We start from the raw sequence: 18,362 nt of genomic DNA on the forward strand, positions 1-18,362 counted from the left end.
AGCCCTGGCACACCGCCCAACGATGGATGCGGGCCGCCCAGCAGCAGGTCGCACCAACGGCTCTGCGCACCCGCCGTCTCCACTTCGGCGCCGACCGGTAGCCCCGCCGACCCCGCGTGACCGGCTCGCTCTTTGCCGTCGTCCGCCCAAGCTGCCGGGCGGACGACGGCAGCCTGGACCAAGCGCCTGCCACTGGATGGCCGCACTGAGGCTGTGCGGGCTATTCCGCGGCCTCGCTCATGACCTGCAGCCAGAAGGCCATCGCGGCGGCGCCGTTGTAGGTGCGGTGATAGGCCGGACTGCCGCCGCGATGCACGGTCAGGGCGAGATAGATGACCGTGGGGCCGTCCAGGCGGGCGTCGAGCTCGACCTGGTCGTCCGGCTCGGGTGTCCAATCGGGAAAGGCGAGTCGGGCCGCGCGCTTGCGGTAGGGCTGCAGCCAGTGTTCGGGGTCGGCCGGGTGGTCCACGTGCCCACGGTGGCAGGACGGCTGGCAAGGGGGAGCAAAGAGCAGGACCGTGGCCGCCACAACCGCTCGCGGTCCCGCCGTCGCCGGGCCCTCGAGAGCGCATCATCGCGTCAGATCGAGGCCCCGAGGTTCGCGATCTGCGCGTTCTCCCTGCGCAGCGCCCACACCGGCAAGGTCAGCGTGTCCGCCCACGTGCGCACCTCCGGCACGAACCGGACAACAAACCTCTGCAGTTCGGCCTCGCATTCGCTCAGCGGCCGCAGGCTGATGCCCTGGAGGCGTGCACCTGGCCTGTCCGCCCGGCGAGGCTCGACCTCCACGCCAAGCTCTTGCAGGTGATGGGCGAGGTCGAAGCGACGACAGACCGCGCCGACGGCCTCGGCGAGCCGCGCGAAAGTCGCCTCTACCTGGCCGAGGTCGGCCCAGCGGCCGCTGCCCCGACGGCAGCAACGCTCCAGAAAGAGCTTCACGAAATCGTGATCGCCCAAGGGGCCCTGCAGAAGGCACCCTGACCTCGGGGTGAACTCCAACGTGGCGTAGAGCCAGCGTCGGTCCCAGGTACCTGAGGCGGCCGCATCGGCGAGAGCCGCCAGCAGGTCGGCCGCGGGATCGAGCACGCCGGCGATCGCCTGTGCCTGGTCGACGACGCCGGTTCGACAGTCCAGAGCGGTCTTCAGCGGCCGCCAGCGTCGGCGCAGGAGCGCCCCGCGCACGCAGTGGCTGAGCATCTCGCCATGGCGATCGGCTTCTGCCGGTTCGCTGGACGTGGGAGCGTCCGGGTCGAACCCGCCGAGTTCGACGGCGCGTCTCCAGGAGGGCAGCGCCTCCCACGACCTGCCATGACGCTCCCGCTCTGGCCCCAGCGGCCTCAGATGCCGGACGAGCTGATAGCCCCGAAATCGCAGGAACTCCTCACCGCTCAACCGCGGTCCGCCCCACTCGACAACCAGCCCGCCGAACCGCGCGGCGGTCGCTTTCTCTCGAACCTCCGCTTGTTGTAGATGCGAGGTCATGCCCTCACCCGATTCGCCTTGTTCCGCCATCGCAGAGCTAGAGACCGCAATCGCGATCGCGCCCTGCCCATCACCACGCTAGGCGTTCGCGTGATTCCGTTCCGCAGGTTTCAGCTTTTCAGTCCGGTATAGGAGTCGGCGTGGGCACCTGCGAGAAGCCGCACCGCGGCTTGGCTCGACAGCGCGGCAGCCAGGGTCCCCGCAGGCATTCTCAAGTCTTCTGCGGGTTCCTGAGCCAACCTCGATTGGTGTCAACATCTGGGTGCCGATCTTGGGCCAGGGACACATAGCCGGCGGGGGGTGTTGAAGCGCTCAAAGCCAGGCCCTTTACATTGTGGGGGGTGGGTAGCGGCAGCCACTGGCGGCGCCTACTGGCGAAAAGGCGAAAGCACGGTGGGCAGGCGACAGCGGGATTCGGCTCTAACACGGCGCGTTAGGGCTTCCCACCTGTTCACGAACGCGCCGACCGATAGCTCTCCAGCAGAAGCGGGACCTCCGACAGCGCCAGATCGAGCAGGCCGAAGAGGCCGCCAGCCCCGGGGCGCAGTTCGGCGTGGGCCAGCCGCCAGGCGATCTCACACCCCATGCGCGCGGTCTCCTGGTCGCCGACGGTGATGAACCAATCGACAAACTCAGGCTCGATGCTCTGGAGGCGGGCGTCCACGTGACCGCCGAGGCTGATCATCATGGTCAGCGCCGGTCGATTCTGCATGCACCAGTTGTAGAACTCGGCGGCCTGGAGGAATCGCTGCTCCTCGACGGTGGGCTTGACCCCCCTGATCCGCTCGGCAAGAGCCACGCCGTGGTGCGTGCTGATTTCCTTGGCCGCCCCCCATGCCCTGTCGTGTACGCCCCTGGTGGTGAGTTCCTTGCGGCTGAGGCGTGTAAGGTAGTCGGCCCAGGCCGTCGCCCCAGGGTTACCGAAGTCGTCGGTTGAGCGCCCGCTCGCGATGGCGAGGCCTCGCTGCACGCTCTCCAGGACGCCGGCGTTCACGAGAGACACCCAGGTGCCCGGCGTGCCCAGATCATGATCACGAAAGAAGGCGATCACGCCTTCGAGATTCCGCCAGCACTCGCTAGCGCCGAGCTGCGCGGCGGCCGGCCCCTTCCTCATGGACGTAAGCAATTCGAGGCGATCACTCATGATCATCTGATCAATGATGTCGGCAGTGGCGTCCAGAGTCGTTGCATACGCAGCTGGGTGGTTGGCGGTAATCGCTGGACCGCTCATTTTGCTGGCCTCCTAGTGAGTTCGTCTTCGAGGTGGGGCGTGGGGTTGGCTGCTGCAGGTGCGGCAGCGTCTCATCCCCGTCGGCGCCGGTCCGCTGCCCGGCCGCAATCGCAGTCAGCCGGGGCGCACGGCTGAGTTCTGCCTGAACCTGCGCAGATTGCGTCACACGTCCAAGGGGGCAAGTGCCGCAAATGGTGCTGTTGGCCCAGAATTCCACATGACAAACTCTTCTGACAATAAGTCATGGCTGTTGTCAGGAATCTTGTCGGGCCAGTCACGGCCAGCCGGCTTCTCGCTCCGGATCGCCGGGGGTTGACGTTTCCCAACCAGTTGGCGGCTTCATCGTCCTGAGCGGGCGCGGGCGTGGAGGGCGGTGAGCGCGTTCCGGTAAGCGCCGTCCGGGTCGTCGCTGGGAAGGGCGATGAGCTGCCAGTCATGGCCGGCGGCGGCGAAGGGGTACCACCTGCCGTCATGTCCGTGACGGATCTCAATGTCGGCGGTGGAGTCGGTGACGCGGTTGTCGGCGCTGGTCAGCGGAACGGTCGAGTCCGGACGCAGCGGATTAATGGCCGCGGCGGCCTGCTGGAGGACCTGGGGGTCATCTGGGAAGAAGTGGAGGGCAGCGCGGACGCCGGGCGCGCCGGCCAGCGCAAAGGCTTTCAGGAGCCGGCGGAACGCCTGCGGCTCCATGTCGAGCCGGTGGGCCACGATCTCGGCATCCGCCCCGGACGGCAGGGACGCGGTCAGGCGCACCGCGTCGGCGACCGGGTCCGTCTCGAGCAGGGTCCCCTCGGCCAGGAGCTTTTGGGCCTGGCGGGCGGCTTCGGACGCGAGGTGGCGAAGCATCTGCAGCGAGGGCGCGGGTGCCGGTGGCTCGGGCAGCTCCATCCCCGCGAAGCTCGCCGTGGACGCGTCACCGCCGACGGCGGCCTCGCGCGAGAGAACGGACAGTGTGCCGTTGTCCCAGTTTTGGTAGGCCTGGTGGGCGGCGATGTAGGACCCTGCCGGGCGTGACGGTGTGCGGGGGCGGTCGTGCTTTTCGGGCGCTGCCGCGGCGGCGGGGTCCGGCGCCTGAAGGAGGCTGGTCAGGTGACGGTGGGGAAGGCCCCGCAGGGTCGTCATCAGGGAGGGATTCGCTCGCAGGCGCTGGGCGACGGCGTGTCCGAGGGCGGCGGTGTGCCGGCACGGTGCTTGCTGGCAGTCGCAGGCGAAAGTCACCTGGGCGGCGCCGGGGGCGATGGGAACGTCGCCGGTGTGGGCGGGGTCGGCGAGTGCGGCAGGTAGTTGGCCCTTCAACACAGCGTCCTTATGGCGGCTGCGGGTCAGGGCTGCGGCGAGTGCCTGCTGTTCCTGTCGGCTGAGCGGGGCGATGCGGATGGTGGCGCGGGCGGGTTCGCCGTGGCGGGGGGTGATGACGGCACTGATCTGCCCGGGCTGGGAGTCCAGGCCGGTGGGGACGCCGCCGGCGAGGTAGATGTTGTAGCCCGCAAGGAGGGTGGCGGGGCTGCCGGTGGCCTGCTTGTGGGCCATCTCCCAGGCCAGGGCCCACGGTGAGGTGGTGTCGGTCATCGACGCGCTCCCAGGGCGATGAGTTCGGCGAGTTCGGTGTCCGACAGGTCGGCGAGCGCGGTCTCTCCGCTGGCCAGGACGGCGTCGGCCAAGGCGCGCTTGCGTTCCAGGAGGGCGTCGATGCGGTCCTCGATCGTCAACTCGGTCTGCATCAGGTGAACGTTCAGGGTGCGAGCTTGACCGATGCGGTGGGCGCGGTCGATGGCCTGGGACTCCACGGCGGGGTTCAAGGGCCGATCAAACATGATGACGTGGCTGGCTTGGGTCAGGGTCAGACCGGTGCCGCCCGCCTTCACTGTGAGGATCATGACCGGGTTGCGGCGGGCCTGGAAGGCGTCGACGAGGTCCTGGCGGGCCTGCCCGGGCGGGATCTGGCCGTGCAGGAACGACGGCTCGATGCCCTGGGCGCGCAGGTGGGTCACCAGCAGCCGGCCCATGACCGTGTAGTTGGTGAACACCAGCGCCGACTCGCCCGCCGGGGTGGTCTGAGCGAGAAGCTCGTCGAGCGCGGTGAGCTTGCCCGAGCGCCGCCGCTCGGCGTCCGGGTCGTAGTGATGCGGGTCCGGAGTCTCGCGCAGGTAGTGGGCGGGGGTGTTGCAGATCTGGCGCAGTCGCGTGAGCAGGGTGAGGACCAGGGCGCGGCGCTCGCCGGGCTTGGCAGCGCAGATCTGTTCCATGGTGTCGCCTGCTACCGCCTCGTAAAGGGCGACCTGCTCGCCGGTGAGGGCCACGTGGCGGCGGGTGGTGACCTTCGCGGGCAGTTCCTTGAGGATGTGCGGGTCGCTCTTGCGGCGCCGGAGCATGAAGGGGGCGAAGACGCGGGCCAGGCGACGGGCGGCTTCGCCTTCGGGGTCTTGCTCGATGGGGCGGGCGTAGCCGTCTTTGAAGGTGCGGTGGGTACCGAACAGGCCGGGGTTCGTCCAGTCCAGCACCGACCATGCCTCCATGACGTCGTTCTCGACGGGAGTGCCGGTCAGCGCGACACGGGCCTTGGTGGTCAGCTGGCGTAGTTGCTGGGCGGTCAGCGAGCGGTGGTTCTTGGCCTGCTGTGCTTCGTCGGCGATGATGAGGTCGTACGGCAGCGCGGCAAGGGTGTCGGCGTCGCGTCGCAGGGTGCCGTAGGTGGTGATGACGACCTCGTCAGCGCTCAGGCCGTCGAGGGCGCGGCCTTCGCCGTGGTAGCGGCGGGTGGGGGTGGCCGGGGCGAAGCGGGCGAACTCGCGTTCCCAGGTGGCGAGCATGGATGCCGGGCAGATGATCAGAGTCGGTGCGGCGCGTTCGGCCTGCTCGCGGCGGTGCAGGTGCAGAGCGATGGCGGTGATGGTCTTGCCGGTGCCCATGTCGTCGGCCAGGCAGGCGCCGAAGCCGAGGCGGGTAAGGTTGGCAAGCCAGGTCAGTCCCCGGCTCTGGTAATCGCGTAGCGTCGCCTTCAGCGCGGCGGGCGAGGGAATGGGCTGGTGGGTGCCGACGCGCAGGAACTCCACCAGGTCGGCCAGCGCGTCGGTCGGCTCGCAGGCCACCAGGTCGCCGTCGATGGTGAGGCTGCCGGCCAAGGCTGCGGTCAGCGCCTGGGCCGCGGACAGCGTGCCAAGGTCGCGGTCCGCTGCGCGGCGGGCGGTTTGCGCGGTGACCAGCAGCCAGCGGCCTCGCAGGTGGACAAGAGCGCGGCCGGCGGTGGCGAGGGCGTCCGTCTCGGCCTCCGTCAGGCCGTCACCGTCGACGGTCAACTGCCATCGGAAGTCCAGGACGTTGTCCAGGCCGAAGGCGGGCTCGCGGGTGCCGGGGGTGGAGCGGGTGCCGATCAGCGCCCGCACGCCCAGGGCGCGGGCCCACTGCTCGGGCCAGGTGATCTCGATGCCGGACCGGGCCAGGTCCTGGCCCATCTCGCCGAGCAGCAGCGCGGCTTCGGAGGCGCGCACCGTGAACCTGGCCGGGCGGTCGGACTCCAGGAGCCGCTGCAGCGGCGGCCACAGGCGGGCGGCGGCGCGCAGAGACCGGCGGACCCGCTCCAGCTCGCGCGGGTCGGCGCCGTGCTCGGGTAGGTACTCGGCGGCGTCGACGAGCCGGAACTGGCCGCCGGGCGAGGCGGTCTTGATCCGCAGCACCGCCCACAGCAACTCGGTGTCGCCGGGGCTGTTGGCGGGTGGCGGCTTGATCGTCACGACCAGGCCGAGCGGCGGGCGGGGGTCGAGGATCGTGTTGATCTGGTCCGTCCACGCCACCAGGTCCGGGCTCTGCGGGCGCCGGGAGGGGGCTGTGTAGGGGGCTGAGCCGAGCGCGTGCGCGGTTCCCGGGCCGCGCACGACCGCGTCGGCCAGAGCGTCCAGGACGCGACGCACCACGATGTGCGGCGCCCACAAGCGGTAGGGGTTGCGGGCGGCCGGGACGCAGTGCGCGTATGGGGGCATCGCCTCAGCGAGCTCGGCGGCGGTGGCCTGCTGCCCTGAGGTGAGGGGCCCCAGGTGCCAGGCGTCGTGGCCGGTGGAGTCGGTGCCCGGGTACACGCGCTCGTTGGCGATGGCCGTAATGCCGAGGCGGATGACGGCTCGCCAGGTCTGCGCACTGGGGTGCAGGCCGTCACCGGCCAGTCGGGCCAGCACCCCGGACAGGAGCCTCAGCGGCACCGGCCACACCGGGACTGCTTGGGCGCGCACCCCGACGCCCATCCCGGGCAGCACCAGCTCGACGCTTTCGGCTCGCAGCGGCGCGGGCGGATCAGTGTCCGGCGTGCCTGGCAGGGGGCTGCCGTCCGGGTGGTAGACCACCATTCGGGCGGCGCTGCCGCTTAGGTCCGCACTCACCGCGGCGCCCGCCCGAAGGACGGTCTCCAGCAGGCGCGCGGCCAGCAGCGTCTGGGCGGGTGTTCCCGCAGCGGGCGCGGTGCGATGGTGCGGCGCGAACGCGGGCTTGGCCGGTTGCGGCGCTGCGTCCTCGGCTTGCGCGGCAGGGCCGGCGGGTATCAGCGCGAGGCGGGCGAGCAGCGCCCGCGCGGCGTCCTGATAGGAGCCGCGCTTGCTCGGCGCGCGTCCCTGGGCCGCAACCGTCTGGTCCTGGTAGCGGCACGACAGGGTGCACAGGAACCTCAGCCGATTCGCCGGGCCTGTGGTCGAGTAGTCCGGCTCGACCTCGGTGATGACGCCGGTCTGCCGTAAGGAGTTCAGCGCGGCGAGAGGGTCCTTACCCGGAGCCAGTGGCTTGATGGCGGGCACCGCCTGGACCGGTGCGGCCGGCCGGGGCTCATCGTCGGCGACGATGCGAGCCAGCAGCGCGCGGGCCGCCTGCTCGCGGGCCGCGCCCTTGCTCAACCCCTCGCCCGCCGTCTCCAGATCCCGGCCCTTGGAGCGGCAGGTGGCCTGGCAGGTGAACAGCGGCTGTTTGCCGCTGAACCCGGGCGAGACCTCGAAGGCCACGTCGGTGATCAACTCGATCTGCGCGAGCTCGTTCAACGCGCTGATCGGACTTTGATCGGGCGCAAGCGGCCCCACCGAGGTCCCCGGCTCTGGTACGCGCGAGGGCTCCGGCAGCGGCAGCCCGGCCAACTGGGCCAGAACGGCGGTAGCGGCCGAGCGCCGGGAGCGCCTCTTCGAACGCTCCGGCCCGCTGTCGGCGAGCAGGAGACCGGTGCCGGGGTCGTAGGTCACGCGCGTCTGGAACCGCGTCGCCTCCTGGGTGGCTCCAGGGATGACGGTGTCGGCGTAGACAGGGGTGGGCTGCCCGGCACCGGTTGCGTGGAGGTTGAGGATCGCCGGCGCGGCCCCCCGGCCAGCGGCGATCGCGTCCATCATGGCCCGGCGGGCCGGTTCCCACTGCGGTGCCGGCGCCTGGAAGAGCACCAGGTACAGATCACGCGCCTCCAGAAGGCCAGCCCTGGCCCGGGCCGCGATTTCCGCCACCAGGGCCGGCGCTACGGCGGCCTGCGCGCACGCCTGCTCCAGCTGCGCGTGGAAGCCGTCCACCAGCCGCACGGCCGAAGCCGCCACGGATGCGGTGTCGTCGGCTCCGACTGGTTCCCATTCCGCGCCATCGCCCGACTCCTGAACCACCGGCTGAACCGCGCACAGATGCCCGAGCAGGCTCACCGCGGCTCGATGCTGGGCCGTCCTGCGCTGGTCGGCGTAGGCGGCGATGCCGTGGGCGAACCCGCCGGGCGTACGCCACCCGGCTTGCGCCCCGAAGCGGCCCAATCCGTCCCTGGCCGGCAACTTGCGCAGCACGAACACCGCCTGGACCGCCTGGGCCTGCGAGGTGAGAACAGCGGTGGCACGCTCCGGAGCCGAGGCCAGCGCCGTCCACGCGGCCGACCGGGCCGACTGCACCTGCGCGTGCTCGATCGTGCTGTCCAGCAGCAGAGCCCGCAGGTCCCGCGTCCGCAACCGGCCCGCCCCGGCCCGCCGGGTGACCTCGGCGGCGAACACCCCGGGCCACAGGCCGTCCGCGCACGCCCTGGACAACAAGCGGCTGAACTCCCGGTCCTCCAGCCGCCGAAACGCGGCCGCGTCACCGCCGTGAAGCTCCCGGCGTTCCTTGTCCTGGGCGCGCTTCTTGAGGAAATCACCGGTCGTCAGCGGAGTGGGCCGGGTCGTCACTTCTGGCGAAACCTCCGGGTAGCTGGATGGGCCGCACAGGCCGTCAACGGTCAACCGAGCCAGGGCGGCGCACCACCAGGTCCGGCAGCGCCGGTCAGATCACACACGTGCTCGTGCGGGTGGGCGGCGCACCTCAAAGCACCGTAACCGAGGTGACGCCCGGAGCGCACGCCGTTCACCCAAGCGCTGGACGAGCACGGCTTCGCGGGCTATCTGACGGTCGTCGCCTCCCGCATCGGCAAACAAGAACTGGTCGATGAGATTCGTCCCGGTCATCTGCCGCAGTCCGGCTCCACTTCGAGGATGGATCCAGCATCGGCATGTGCACGCACCGTCGTCGACGGAGACCCGGGCACGTGGCAGCGCTACCCGGGCCGTAGGTTCGCGTCGAAGAGGAAGAATCGAGCCACACGGCTCAAAGCGACGGCGCGTAGCTGGGAGTTCCGCCAGGCCCACCGCGACCTCGCCGTGACCACCGAACATCGGGCCCGCACCGCCTGAGTCGAACGCGAGATAGCTGCGCCAGAGGCTGCCGGTCAGCCCGAGCCCCCTGGCTCACGGTGGGCGGTCGATGGCGTCGGCGATGACTGCCTTGTGGTGGCGATGGCTGGCCATGCCGCTCAACGCCTCCATGGTCCCGTGCCGCTGCGGGCGCCGAACGCTCTGTCGTGCATGATGATCGGCGAGCGCCTGTCCACCTTGATGCGCTAGCCGTGGTGTTCCACCTCGTTGGTGACATGGATGCCAGGCGTTCGGGGCATGCTTTAATTTAGTCATTCACGGATTGTATGAGTGACTTTTTCTCCGCAAAACACTTATTGCCTAGGCGCCTATCAAGACGCATTACGTTAAGATATTAATGGTTGCCAATTGCCGTTGGATGGCGCTATTCTTATTTATGGGACAGCTGTGCTGACCAGGCAGTGCGCCAGAGAGTCCGCGCTCGCCGGTCATGTCGCAGGCAGCCGCCAAGACCTCAAGTTCGCGCCCCCCTGCGACAGGGAGAGATTGTCATGACCACGTATCGACTCGGGCTGCCATCTGAGCTGAAACGCGTACTGGAGTACGCGTTGCCTCGACAGAACGGGACCTACTCGCCGACTGTTCGTGTGATGCCGCGCGACCGCACCGGGCGTAAGTGTGCCGCGTGGGCGGCCGACCACTACGAGGTGCGCGCGTTCTACGTCACGACCGACCTCGCCGCGCTGGACCAGTTGGAGAAAGCGCTCAGAGAAAGGCCGGGGGTCTATGCGACGACCCAAGTGCTGCGCGACCGAGGCCGTAACGAGGTAACGAATCCCGAATGGCCAGCCGCGGCGGGCACCGGCAGGCGCGGCTTCCACGAACTGCGTCCGCAGGTTCTCGCCCTCATCAGAGATTGAGCCCCCGGGGTGCCCGGACATCCCAACGCGCCCCTCACCCGCTCGGGCCGCCGCCCACTGTGCGAGCGCATCGACGCCGGCCGCCCGATCGCCCATGTCGCGGCCGAAGTCGGCGTCTCGCGGCGCTGCCTGGCCAAGTGGTGCACCCGCTGGCTGGCCGACGGCCCCGCCGGGCTGGAAGGCCGCCATCGACGCCAGAGCACTCGTCGAGCCGGGCCCCGGACGAGGTCGCCGACCTGATCGAGGAGATACGCCGGGCCACGAAGTTCGGCGTGGCCCGCCTCGCGGCCACCTTTCAGGCCGAGCACGCGCACCGTGGCCCCGGTCACCGTGCACAGGATCCGCGCGTAGGGGCATCAGCCGAGCGACCCGTCCTGGGTGCGTAGCCGCGCAAGCGCTCAGCTGCCACGGCTGCGACGTGCCACCGATGGATCTAACTGACCTCACCGACCGAGCGGGGTTGGCGACAACTTTTGCTCAACAGCCCTCAGAGCTCAATCCGGTCGTACAGCCTGACCGCCATCTCGTGTGCCAGCCGGCCAAGCGGTTCGCCGTCGAATCGCGCGGCAAGTTCATCCAGCAGCGAGGCGACTGTGTGTGCCTCGCCGTAGTCCAGAACGCCAAGCCGCTCGCCGCGCCGCTCCTCCATCATCGTCCGAAGGAGAGTCTCACCGTCGTCTCGGCTGATCGCATTTCCTGACGGTTGCGTCATCGATGCCATGACCGGCGCCGGATCGACGAACAATTCCTCGAGGGCGACGCCCAGTGCCCGAGCAATCGCGGTCAGCTTGTCCAGGGACACATTGCGCCGGCCCGTCTCCACCCCGCTGTAGAAAGGGCGAGCGATGCCCGCGCGGGAGGCCAAGTCCACCTGGGAGATACGGCGCTCTTCGCGGAGAGACCGGATGCGGGCACCCACCAGCCTCCGCACCTCAGCGACCGGCGAATCGACTTGTGAGGGCACGCTCGCACCCTATCCGAGTGCAAATCCCGCCCGTAGAAGCCCTATGATGTTCACTATAGTGAACATTAATGATCTATAGCGGCAGAGGCCGACTCCACCCGGTCGCCAGCCCAACAGCTAAGAAGTGATCAGCGCTGCGCACGAAGCCCTGCCCAACACGCGGCTCATCGGCTCCCTAGCGCGCACCCCCGCATACCCGACAGCCCGCTCGGACGGACGCGTCGGCCCCGACGCGAAGCAGTCACCGAGGCCAGCTCCGTCCATCAGAGAAAGGCTCCCGATGCCCGAGTTTCTGCAAGCCCAGGTCCTGGTGCACCCCGCACTGCCTCCCGACACCTCTCATGATCCACGGCTGCTCCTGACCCCGTACCACGACGGGACCCAGATCACCCCGGCCGACGGCGACGGCGTGCTGAGCACCTACTCCAGCCTGCTGCAGCCCATCGTCACCGCCCATCCGCACCACAGGTGGGAGTGGTGGACCATCGTCGACGACGACCTGCACCGCGCGCTCACCTTGGACGCCGCGCTGCGCGGCGAGGTGCTGCACAACCGCAAGCGCCCTGCCATCGACCAAGATGGCCTGCTCACCTGCACCTGCCACAACACCAGCTACCAGCAGGGCTACACGACCTGTGCCCCCACTGGAATGGCCTGCCCGCCCACCACCGAATGGAGCGGCCATTGCCGATGCACTCGCTGCGGGCGCGTGATCGACACCTCCCTGAGATACCGGCGCGGAGTGATCGCCCGCCTGCTGCGCCGCCCGGATGTGCGCACCATCGACCACGTGCCCGTCAACGCTTTGACCTGCGCCGTGACCTGGTCTCTGTTGACGGTGGTGTACCCCCACGACGCCAACAGCCTCGCCCAATCAACGGGCTGGAGCGGCGAGGCGGTCGGCCACGTGCTGGCTCTGCTGGAGCGGCGAGGCTGGCTGGAGCCGGTCGAGGAGCGCGGGACCGCCCAGGTACGTTTGTCCGCCCGCGGGGCGCAGCGCACCCAACAACTGAGCGACGCCGCCCGCCAGCGCGACCGCGCACCCGCCCGAGCCAGGTAAGCATCTCCCCCGCTCACCACGTCCGCCTCCTCCCAGCGTGATCACGGAGAAGATCATGACAATGCGCCCGCTTCCCCGCCCCACCGACGTCGTCGTCGCTCAGCCGTGGTGGACGTACCGCGCGCCCAGCATGCCAATGGGTCGAGGGATTGCCCACCTCACCCTGTGGGAGGCCCTGCACGTCGGCAACATCCCTGGCCACCTTGCCATCGTGTCCGAGACCGACACGGGCCTGAGCATCGTCAACGGCGCCGAGCACATCTGGGCCGAGCTCACCAGCAGATACGGCTCCCCTCTGACCCTGATCGAGCACGTTCTGCCCGGGACCACCCACGACGGTGCCGAGCACCTGCACGAATGCTGGGTCGATCAGGGAATCCTATGCTGGCGGGCCATCTGGCCCACATCACCCCGCAACGCGCACCACCACCGCTTCGAGGCATGGATCGGCGAGCATGGTCGCGACCTCCTTAACCTGGCACGAACCACCCGATAGGCCCTGCTATCGCTGATCACGCGCGTCTTGTCGCTGCGATCCACGCCACACTCTCCAGCAATCACCTCCCTTCTTCCTGAGCAGAAGGAGCCATATCCCTTGCGCCACGACATCGACCTCGACGACCTGCGGGCCCGGGTGGCCGTCCACATCGGAGCAGCTGAGCTGTTGCCGGACGGGCGGATGCGCTGCCCGGCGTGCGGCGGTGACGACTTCGGCCCAACCTCTTCCATCTACGCATTAAGCGTGTACGAAGAGGGCTATCTGCCCGGTGCGCCACTGCTCGCGGGCGTGTGCCTGAACGGTCATTGCGGTCACGTGACCGAGCCTCGCAGCACTCCCGTCGTGCTGGAGTGGCTGCCCTGCCCGAGCCAGGTTGCGGGGACTTGCCGCGAGAAGTTCCCGATCGAGGACGATCCTCGGCCGGAGATCGCCGCGGCGATCGTGGAGCACCTGATGATCCACCATCCAACCCTGCCGACGCTGTGGATGATCGACCGTATGCGCACCGCAGCTTACAGAGCACAGATCGCTTAAGACCACCCGCGGTGGCGGGGGAGAGGCGGAAAGACGATGGAGGGAGACCGGCGCCACCCCGCCGAGGTGACCAGCGCACGACTCCTGGACCACTTGGAGAAGTGGCCGGCTGACTTCGGTCCTGCGGATCGCAACTTGGTCAGCAGGATCCGCTTCATCCTGCAGGAGATCGCCGAGGGCAACCGGGGCGGTCACGGCGATCGGTACCCGACCACCTCCACCTACGAATGGCCATCGGACTCGCCCAGCCCACTGCCACCGATGTCGTGACCCAAAGGGCTTCGGGGATGGCCACCATGCGTGGGCGGCGCAGGAATGTGCCGAGATGGCACGATTTCGCCCTCAATCCGTCTTCCCGCTCGTGGGCCGCACTTGACAACCTTGTTCAGGTTGAACCTGACACGGAGCGGCCACACCCGCGTAGCGTCTCGGTGAACGCACCGTCCGTTTGGGCCTGCTCGACAAGCGTAAGAGCGCGAGCCAGACGGACGAGGCGCGGCCCCTCCTCGCGGTAGACGTCGAGCCCCGCCTCGACAGCATGCGGCGGCAGGAGACTCTACCGCGGCGCGCCCGGTAGCCCCGCCCTCGCGGCCTCGATGAGACCTGGGCGCGGAAGCAGTCGCCGCCGTCCAGAAATCCGGGGCGCACCAACCTCACCCACCACAAACCAGGAGTTGATCATGAGCAACACGTCTCCCCACCTGGCCATCACCATCACCATCCCCGGTTACCGAGGGCTGCACACCGGCCCGTTCAACCATGCGAGCACCCGCGACGCCTGGCGGTCGTCTCTGCGGGACCAGATGCGCAATGCCGCCCACGTGCCCAACACCACTGTGGAACCCGCCGACTACATCCCCACGTCGCTCCCGAGCGAACTAGAGCTCGTCGTGCTGCCCCTGGGCCCGGAAGCAGGCCGCCAGGGGCGAGAGGCCAGCCAACGCGCATTCGTCGTGAGCAACGCGTCCGTGGCGCTCACGCCCTGGTGCCCCGCTGCCGACCATGATCCACCGAAGCGCCGCGCACCGTACCGACTCTCGTCAACCAAGGCGAGCACCCCACACCTGCCACGTGCGTTCCCTACTGAAAGGACAACATCGTCATGCCCCTGATTGCCGCGGACCTCAAGGTCCAGCCCCAGCTCTACCCCCGCCACATGGACCATCCCACCGATACCGTCGGGTTCATCGAGGCCACTTACAACGCCATCCGCGAGGTCCTGGGCGAGGCCGTCCTGGCGGTAACGGGAGGCGGTGCCGAATGGGTGATCGATACACCCGCAGGACAGGCGATTCTGTTCGACCGGGAAAGCCCCTTCGACCCGCAACGCGAGCGCAACACGTCAGTGGACTGGCACGTGTGGGCACACCACAACGCCGTGATGCCGTGGATCCACCAGGCGATCGCAGGCGACCGCCGAGGCTTCCCCTTCGATCACGCACCAGCGATCACGCTGCACGAGCTGATCATCGGCTACGTCTACTACCTGCACCATCGCGCGCTCGCCCTGCCCGGCGACGTGCTGGCGACTCAACTCATCCTGCAGCGCAACGACCTGGTGGACGTCCTGGTCCGTTACGAACGCGGCACGGGCATCCTCAGCGAGCTCCCGGAACCATCCGCGACAGCCGACCCGAGGGTCCACCGCGCCACCGCGGCCCTGCAGCAGATGCTGCACGCCACCAGGCGCCACCAGGACGGCGTCAGGCACTACGGTGAGCCGCCGCTCGCCGACTTCGCCGCCGCCAGGGCCGCCCTCGTCGACAAGGCCGACAACCCCATGGGGCCGGCCGCCATGAGGGAAGTCGGCCTCCAGCCCGACCACGACGAGAGCGCTGCACACAGGGCGACCATCCAGGCCATCGCCGCCACGCTCACTCAGCTTTCGCACGAGTACTGACCACGGCCCGGACGCCGACCAGCAGGCTCCAGAACCGCGACGCCGACGCCGTCGAACTCGTCGACGGGAGCGAGTCGCAACCGTGATCCCCATCCGGCGTGCCGCAGTGGGCCCGCCCCAGCGGCACGCCGGCCTGTCGCCTGCCCCGCCGCGCTTCACCTGAACGCCCGCCACGAGCCCGGCGGCGCAAGCTCGACCGACCAATCAGTCGACACCCATTCCCGCGCAAGCGCGTAGCCCGCCTTGCTCCAATCCCCGCGCTCAGGAGGCCCCAGTGAAGACTGCCATGTCCGAAACCGACGACCGCTTTCTCGTTCCTCGTCGTGTTCTGCTGCCCTACACCACGCGCCCGCGCAAGGGTGAGGTCTTCATCCTCGCCAGTGACGAGCTCTACTGCGGCTGCGGTAACGGCCCTGGCCGCGACGTTCACTTCGCCACCGCCGATCGCCGCACCGGCGTCATGCTCCTCGACGGCCCCAACCCGGAATGGGATGGCACCTGGGCGTGCGCCTACTGCGACCTGCGCATCGACTGCCGCCCCTCGCACCATCTGGTCGCCACAGTCCTGAGGGGCGAGCGCGACACGATCACCACCTGGGCTCGCACGCCCGACCAGATGGAGGATCTGCCGCCGATCATGATCGCCTGGATCGCCGCTCACACACCGGCCCCGGGCGAAGCCGACATCTGGGTCGCCATCACGCCGGGCACGGTGGAGACCGGCGCCCGCGCACCGCTCGCACAGGCCGAGTTCGATCTGCCGGCCGGGTGGGACTGGACGATCTGGTACGAGACGATCACGCCGATCCGTGTGGACGATGCCACCGAGGAGCCCCGCGCGGCCCGGCTGGATCGAGGTGAGCGGCTGATCTGCAGATGCGGGAACACCGCCGACGCCGAAGGCTTCATGCCTGTCCTGGCTGATCGAAACGCGGACTGGGTGGTCGAACCGGATGAGGACCTGTGGCAGGAATCCCTCTTCGGCTGCGTGTGCGGGGTCCGGATCGCCACTCCTGCCGTCAGGCTCACTCTGACGATCCTCAAGGGCCAAAGGGAGAAGGTGGGGGCTGCGCGCCTCTTGCCCTTGGCCGCTATCCCGAACGTCGACCGAGACGTGCTCGACTGGTGTCGCCAGCACAATCCCACCGGTGACGGCGAGATCTGGACCGCCGTAACGCTGGAGGGCGATGAGCTCGGATCCGTCGTTCCCATCGCCCGGCGGCAGATCATCATCCCGAAGTTCGCGCTGAGTGAGTAGGGGAGCCGTATCGCCCGCGCCGGCTCGTCCGACGCGAGCACACCTCGGCGTCGCGCCCCGACGGCCACCCGACCGGGACGCCGAACGCTCCTCCTGGGCTTTCCGCCCGAATCGGGCAACGCCGTCCGGGTTCAGTAGCCCGAACCCCACCCTTGTGAAGGAGACATCATGCATGGCACCAAACGAAACAGGCTCGGCGGACGGTTGATCGCCGCCGAGCAGAGCCACCACAGCGAGCGCGCCTGGTGCGACGAGCCCATCAGGCTGCTGCTCATCTGCGCCAGTCCTGTTAGCCCGGACGCGGTCACCCGGTTTGTCGGGACGTGGGAGTGGAGCGTGTTCATCGACGCCCCCGGCATGCGGGCACCCGGCGCGACCGGCGACGTCGAGCACGACCTGCGTCTGCTGGCCGACAACCCGGCACGGCTCGACGTCCACCTGGCCGACCACGAGTTCCTGGCCGTGGGCCTGCTGCATGAGTGGGCTTACCCGGAGGCGGGCGAGGGGCACGACTAGCGGTGCCTAGCAGCGGCAGATCGCGACGGTGGGCTGTGGCACGTGATCCGCCACCGCGGTGGAGACGACATCCCCCAGCAGGCGCTCCTGATGAGCGACAAGCGGGGCTGTGTATGGGCGCCGCGGCTGGCCACGGTCGCCCGCGCGCTGTCGGAGGCGTACCCCCTGCGGGCGGGCAGGCAGTGGTGAGGACGGAAGCCGAGCACCAGCGCAGGATCTTGCCTTTCCGCGTCGAGATCCTCGATGACGGTCCCCGAGACGATGCCGGTGATCCCGATGATGATGCGGGCCCGTGTCGAGGACTATTTGGCCATGCGCCGTTCGCTGGGTTATCAGCTGAAAGGCGAGGGCCGGATGCTGATGGCCTTCGCCGATCGGCTCGATCGGGCCGGGCAGCGCACCGTCACCGTGTCGGCAGCCCTGGCCTGGGCGAGCGAACCGGTCGACGCCTCACCCGTCGACCTCGCGCAGATCAGCCAGTTGCACGATCTTCTGAAGGTCGTGCAACTCACAGGCCCCGACGTCTTCGACCCAGATCGCGACCCCCAACCGACACCTCGCCTTCGGCCGCGGCATCCACTTCTGCCTGGACGCCCCTGGCCCGGCTGGAGAACCGGATCGCCTTCAGCATCCTGCTCGACCGGTTTGACCGCCTGCGCACCGATCCGAACGTCCCGCGAGAACTTCCTGCCCATGGCGACCATGACGGGTTTGCACCGCCTGGCTACTCATCTGTCCCGAAGGGCCCCGACCGCCCGGCCACAGCCCAACGGCGCGGGCGGCCGACCTGAGGTGCTGTCGGAGATGCGCGAGTTGGCCCGCGGTGACAACCGCGCGGCGAGGCGGCGGCCGAGCCGACGCATGGGGCGCAAGACACAGGCGGGTGCCACAAATGGAAAATATAGATCATCGTCCGGGCGGCGAGTGCCGCTAATGGAGGGTGCCATTCACGCTGAGCCATGTCGCGGCGATCATGCCGGTGCGCCGGTGGTTGCCGCCGTCGGCGCTGGCGGTCGGAGCGATGGTGTCCGACCTGCCGTACTACCTCCCGATGCCGTTCTCGTCGGCGAGCACGCACGCATGATGGGGGCCGCCGCTGCTGGGGGTACCAGCGGGCGCGATGCTGCTGGTGCTGTTCCACCAGGTGGTATGGGCACCGCTGGCCGCGCTGGCCCTCGCCGGGCTGCGCGCCCGACTACCCGATGCACCGCGGCCAGCGCCCGGGGCGGTGGTGGCGGCGCTGCTTGCCGGGATGGCCACGCACCTGCTCTGGGACGGGTTTACACAGGCCGGCGGACCCCCCTTACCGCTGGCGACCTCGCGCAGCCCCGCGGAGCGCCTGCTCATAGCCCACGTCCTGGGTCACTGAGTAGGGAGCCTT

Annotated in this window: 16 protein-coding genes and 1 pseudogene; 11 read left to right on the top strand and 6 right to left on the bottom strand. The window is 69.1% G+C overall.

Going from position 1 to position 18,362, the window contains the following annotated elements:
- Nucleotides 1–220: 220 nt before the first annotated feature.
- The 5 genes from ACZ6S0_RS39635 to ACZ6S0_RS39655 form a co-directional block, all read right to left on the bottom strand.
- Nucleotides 221–469, bottom strand: a complete 249-nt coding sequence (locus ACZ6S0_RS39635) for a hypothetical protein (RefSeq protein ID WP_465924471.1) — start codon at nucleotides 467–469, stop codon at nucleotides 221–223.
- A gap of 110 nt (nucleotides 470–579) precedes the next feature.
- Entirely contained in the window at nucleotides 580–1,482 is a 903-nt protein-coding gene (locus ACZ6S0_RS39640; RefSeq protein ID WP_465924472.1) for a hypothetical protein, read from the bottom strand.
- Between the two features lie 451 nt (nucleotides 1,483–1,933).
- Nucleotides 1,934–2,632 (bottom strand): hypothetical protein, encoded by a 699-nt coding sequence (locus ACZ6S0_RS39645; protein WP_465924473.1) that lies wholly within the window; start codon nucleotides 2,630–2,632, stop codon nucleotides 1,934–1,936.
- Nucleotides 2,633–3,052: 420 nt separating this feature from the next.
- Nucleotides 3,053–4,282 (bottom strand): hypothetical protein, encoded by a 1,230-nt coding sequence (locus ACZ6S0_RS39650; RefSeq protein WP_465924474.1) that lies wholly within the window; start codon nucleotides 4,280–4,282, stop codon nucleotides 3,053–3,055.
- Nucleotides 4,279–8,868, bottom strand: a complete 4,590-nt coding sequence (locus ACZ6S0_RS39655) for an SNF2-related protein (RefSeq protein WP_465924475.1) — start codon at nucleotides 8,866–8,868, stop codon at nucleotides 4,279–4,281. The genes ACZ6S0_RS39650 and ACZ6S0_RS39655 overlap by 4 nt, the downstream gene beginning before the upstream one ends.
- Before the next feature lie 1,013 nt (nucleotides 8,869–9,881).
- Here ACZ6S0_RS39655 and ACZ6S0_RS39660 point away from each other — a divergent pair.
- Together ACZ6S0_RS39660 and ACZ6S0_RS39665 are read left to right on the top strand one after the other, a co-directional pair.
- Nucleotides 9,882–10,250, top strand: a complete 369-nt coding sequence (locus tag ACZ6S0_RS39660; RefSeq protein ID WP_465924476.1) for a hypothetical protein — start codon at nucleotides 9,882–9,884, stop codon at nucleotides 10,248–10,250.
- A 9-nt stretch (nucleotides 10,251–10,259) separates the two neighbouring features.
- On the top strand, nucleotides 10,260–10,490 hold the full coding sequence (locus ACZ6S0_RS39665; protein WP_465924477.1) for a helix-turn-helix domain-containing protein: 231 nt from the start codon (nucleotides 10,260–10,262) through the stop codon (nucleotides 10,488–10,490).
- A 247-nt stretch (nucleotides 10,491–10,737) separates the two neighbouring features.
- Here ACZ6S0_RS39665 and ACZ6S0_RS39670 read toward each other — a convergent pair whose 3' ends face one another.
- On the bottom strand, nucleotides 10,738–11,169 hold the full coding sequence (locus ACZ6S0_RS39670; RefSeq protein WP_465924478.1) for a helix-turn-helix domain-containing protein: 432 nt from the start codon (nucleotides 11,167–11,169) through the stop codon (nucleotides 10,738–10,740).
- A gap of 325 nt (nucleotides 11,170–11,494) precedes the next feature.
- On the opposite strand from ACZ6S0_RS39670, the gene ACZ6S0_RS39675 reads away from it, so the two are divergent.
- The 9 genes and pseudogenes from ACZ6S0_RS39675 (at nucleotide 11,495) to ACZ6S0_RS39715 (ending at nucleotide 18,350) form a co-directional block, all read left to right on the top strand.
- On the top strand, nucleotides 11,495–12,274 hold the full coding sequence (locus ACZ6S0_RS39675; protein WP_465924479.1) for a hypothetical protein: 780 nt from the start codon (nucleotides 11,495–11,497) through the stop codon (nucleotides 12,272–12,274).
- Nucleotides 12,275–12,311: 37 nt separating this feature from the next.
- Nucleotides 12,312–12,770 (top strand): hypothetical protein, encoded by a 459-nt coding sequence (locus ACZ6S0_RS39680; protein WP_465924480.1) that lies wholly within the window; start codon nucleotides 12,312–12,314, stop codon nucleotides 12,768–12,770.
- A gap of 99 nt (nucleotides 12,771–12,869) precedes the next feature.
- A complete protein-coding gene (locus ACZ6S0_RS39685) occupies nucleotides 12,870–13,307 on the top strand; it encodes a hypothetical protein (RefSeq protein WP_465924481.1) in 438 nt (145 codons plus the stop codon).
- A gap of 680 nt (nucleotides 13,308–13,987) precedes the next feature.
- The gene (locus ACZ6S0_RS39690; RefSeq protein WP_465924482.1) at nucleotides 13,988–14,419 is read left to right on the top strand and encodes a hypothetical protein; all 432 of its coding nucleotides are present in this window, start codon (nucleotides 13,988–13,990) and stop codon (nucleotides 14,417–14,419) included.
- Nucleotides 14,410–15,207, top strand: coding sequence for a hypothetical protein (locus ACZ6S0_RS39695; RefSeq protein WP_465924483.1), 798 nt, complete (start codon nucleotides 14,410–14,412; stop codon nucleotides 15,205–15,207). Before ACZ6S0_RS39690 ends, ACZ6S0_RS39695 begins: the two co-directional genes overlap by 10 nt.
- Before the next feature lie 274 nt (nucleotides 15,208–15,481).
- On the top strand, nucleotides 15,482–16,465 hold the full coding sequence (locus tag ACZ6S0_RS39700) for a hypothetical protein (protein WP_465924484.1): 984 nt from the start codon (nucleotides 15,482–15,484) through the stop codon (nucleotides 16,463–16,465).
- Nucleotides 16,466–16,633: 168 nt separating this feature from the next.
- Nucleotides 16,634–16,981 carry a hypothetical protein gene (locus ACZ6S0_RS39705; RefSeq protein ID WP_465924485.1) on the top strand — a complete coding sequence of 116 codons (348 nt, stop codon included), beginning with the start codon at nucleotides 16,634–16,636 and terminating at the stop codon, nucleotides 16,979–16,981.
- A 42-nt stretch (nucleotides 16,982–17,023) separates the two neighbouring features.
- Nucleotides 17,024–17,170: a hypothetical protein gene (locus tag ACZ6S0_RS39710; protein WP_465924486.1), complete on the top strand. Its 147-nt coding sequence runs from the start codon at nucleotides 17,024–17,026 to the stop codon at nucleotides 17,168–17,170.
- Between the two features lie 751 nt (nucleotides 17,171–17,921).
- Nucleotides 17,922–18,350 (top strand): annotated as a pseudogene (locus ACZ6S0_RS39715) (DUF4184 family protein).
- Nucleotides 18,351–18,362: the final 12 nt, after the last annotated feature.

This window comes from Nonomuraea sp. NPDC051298, from assembly GCF_055586305.1.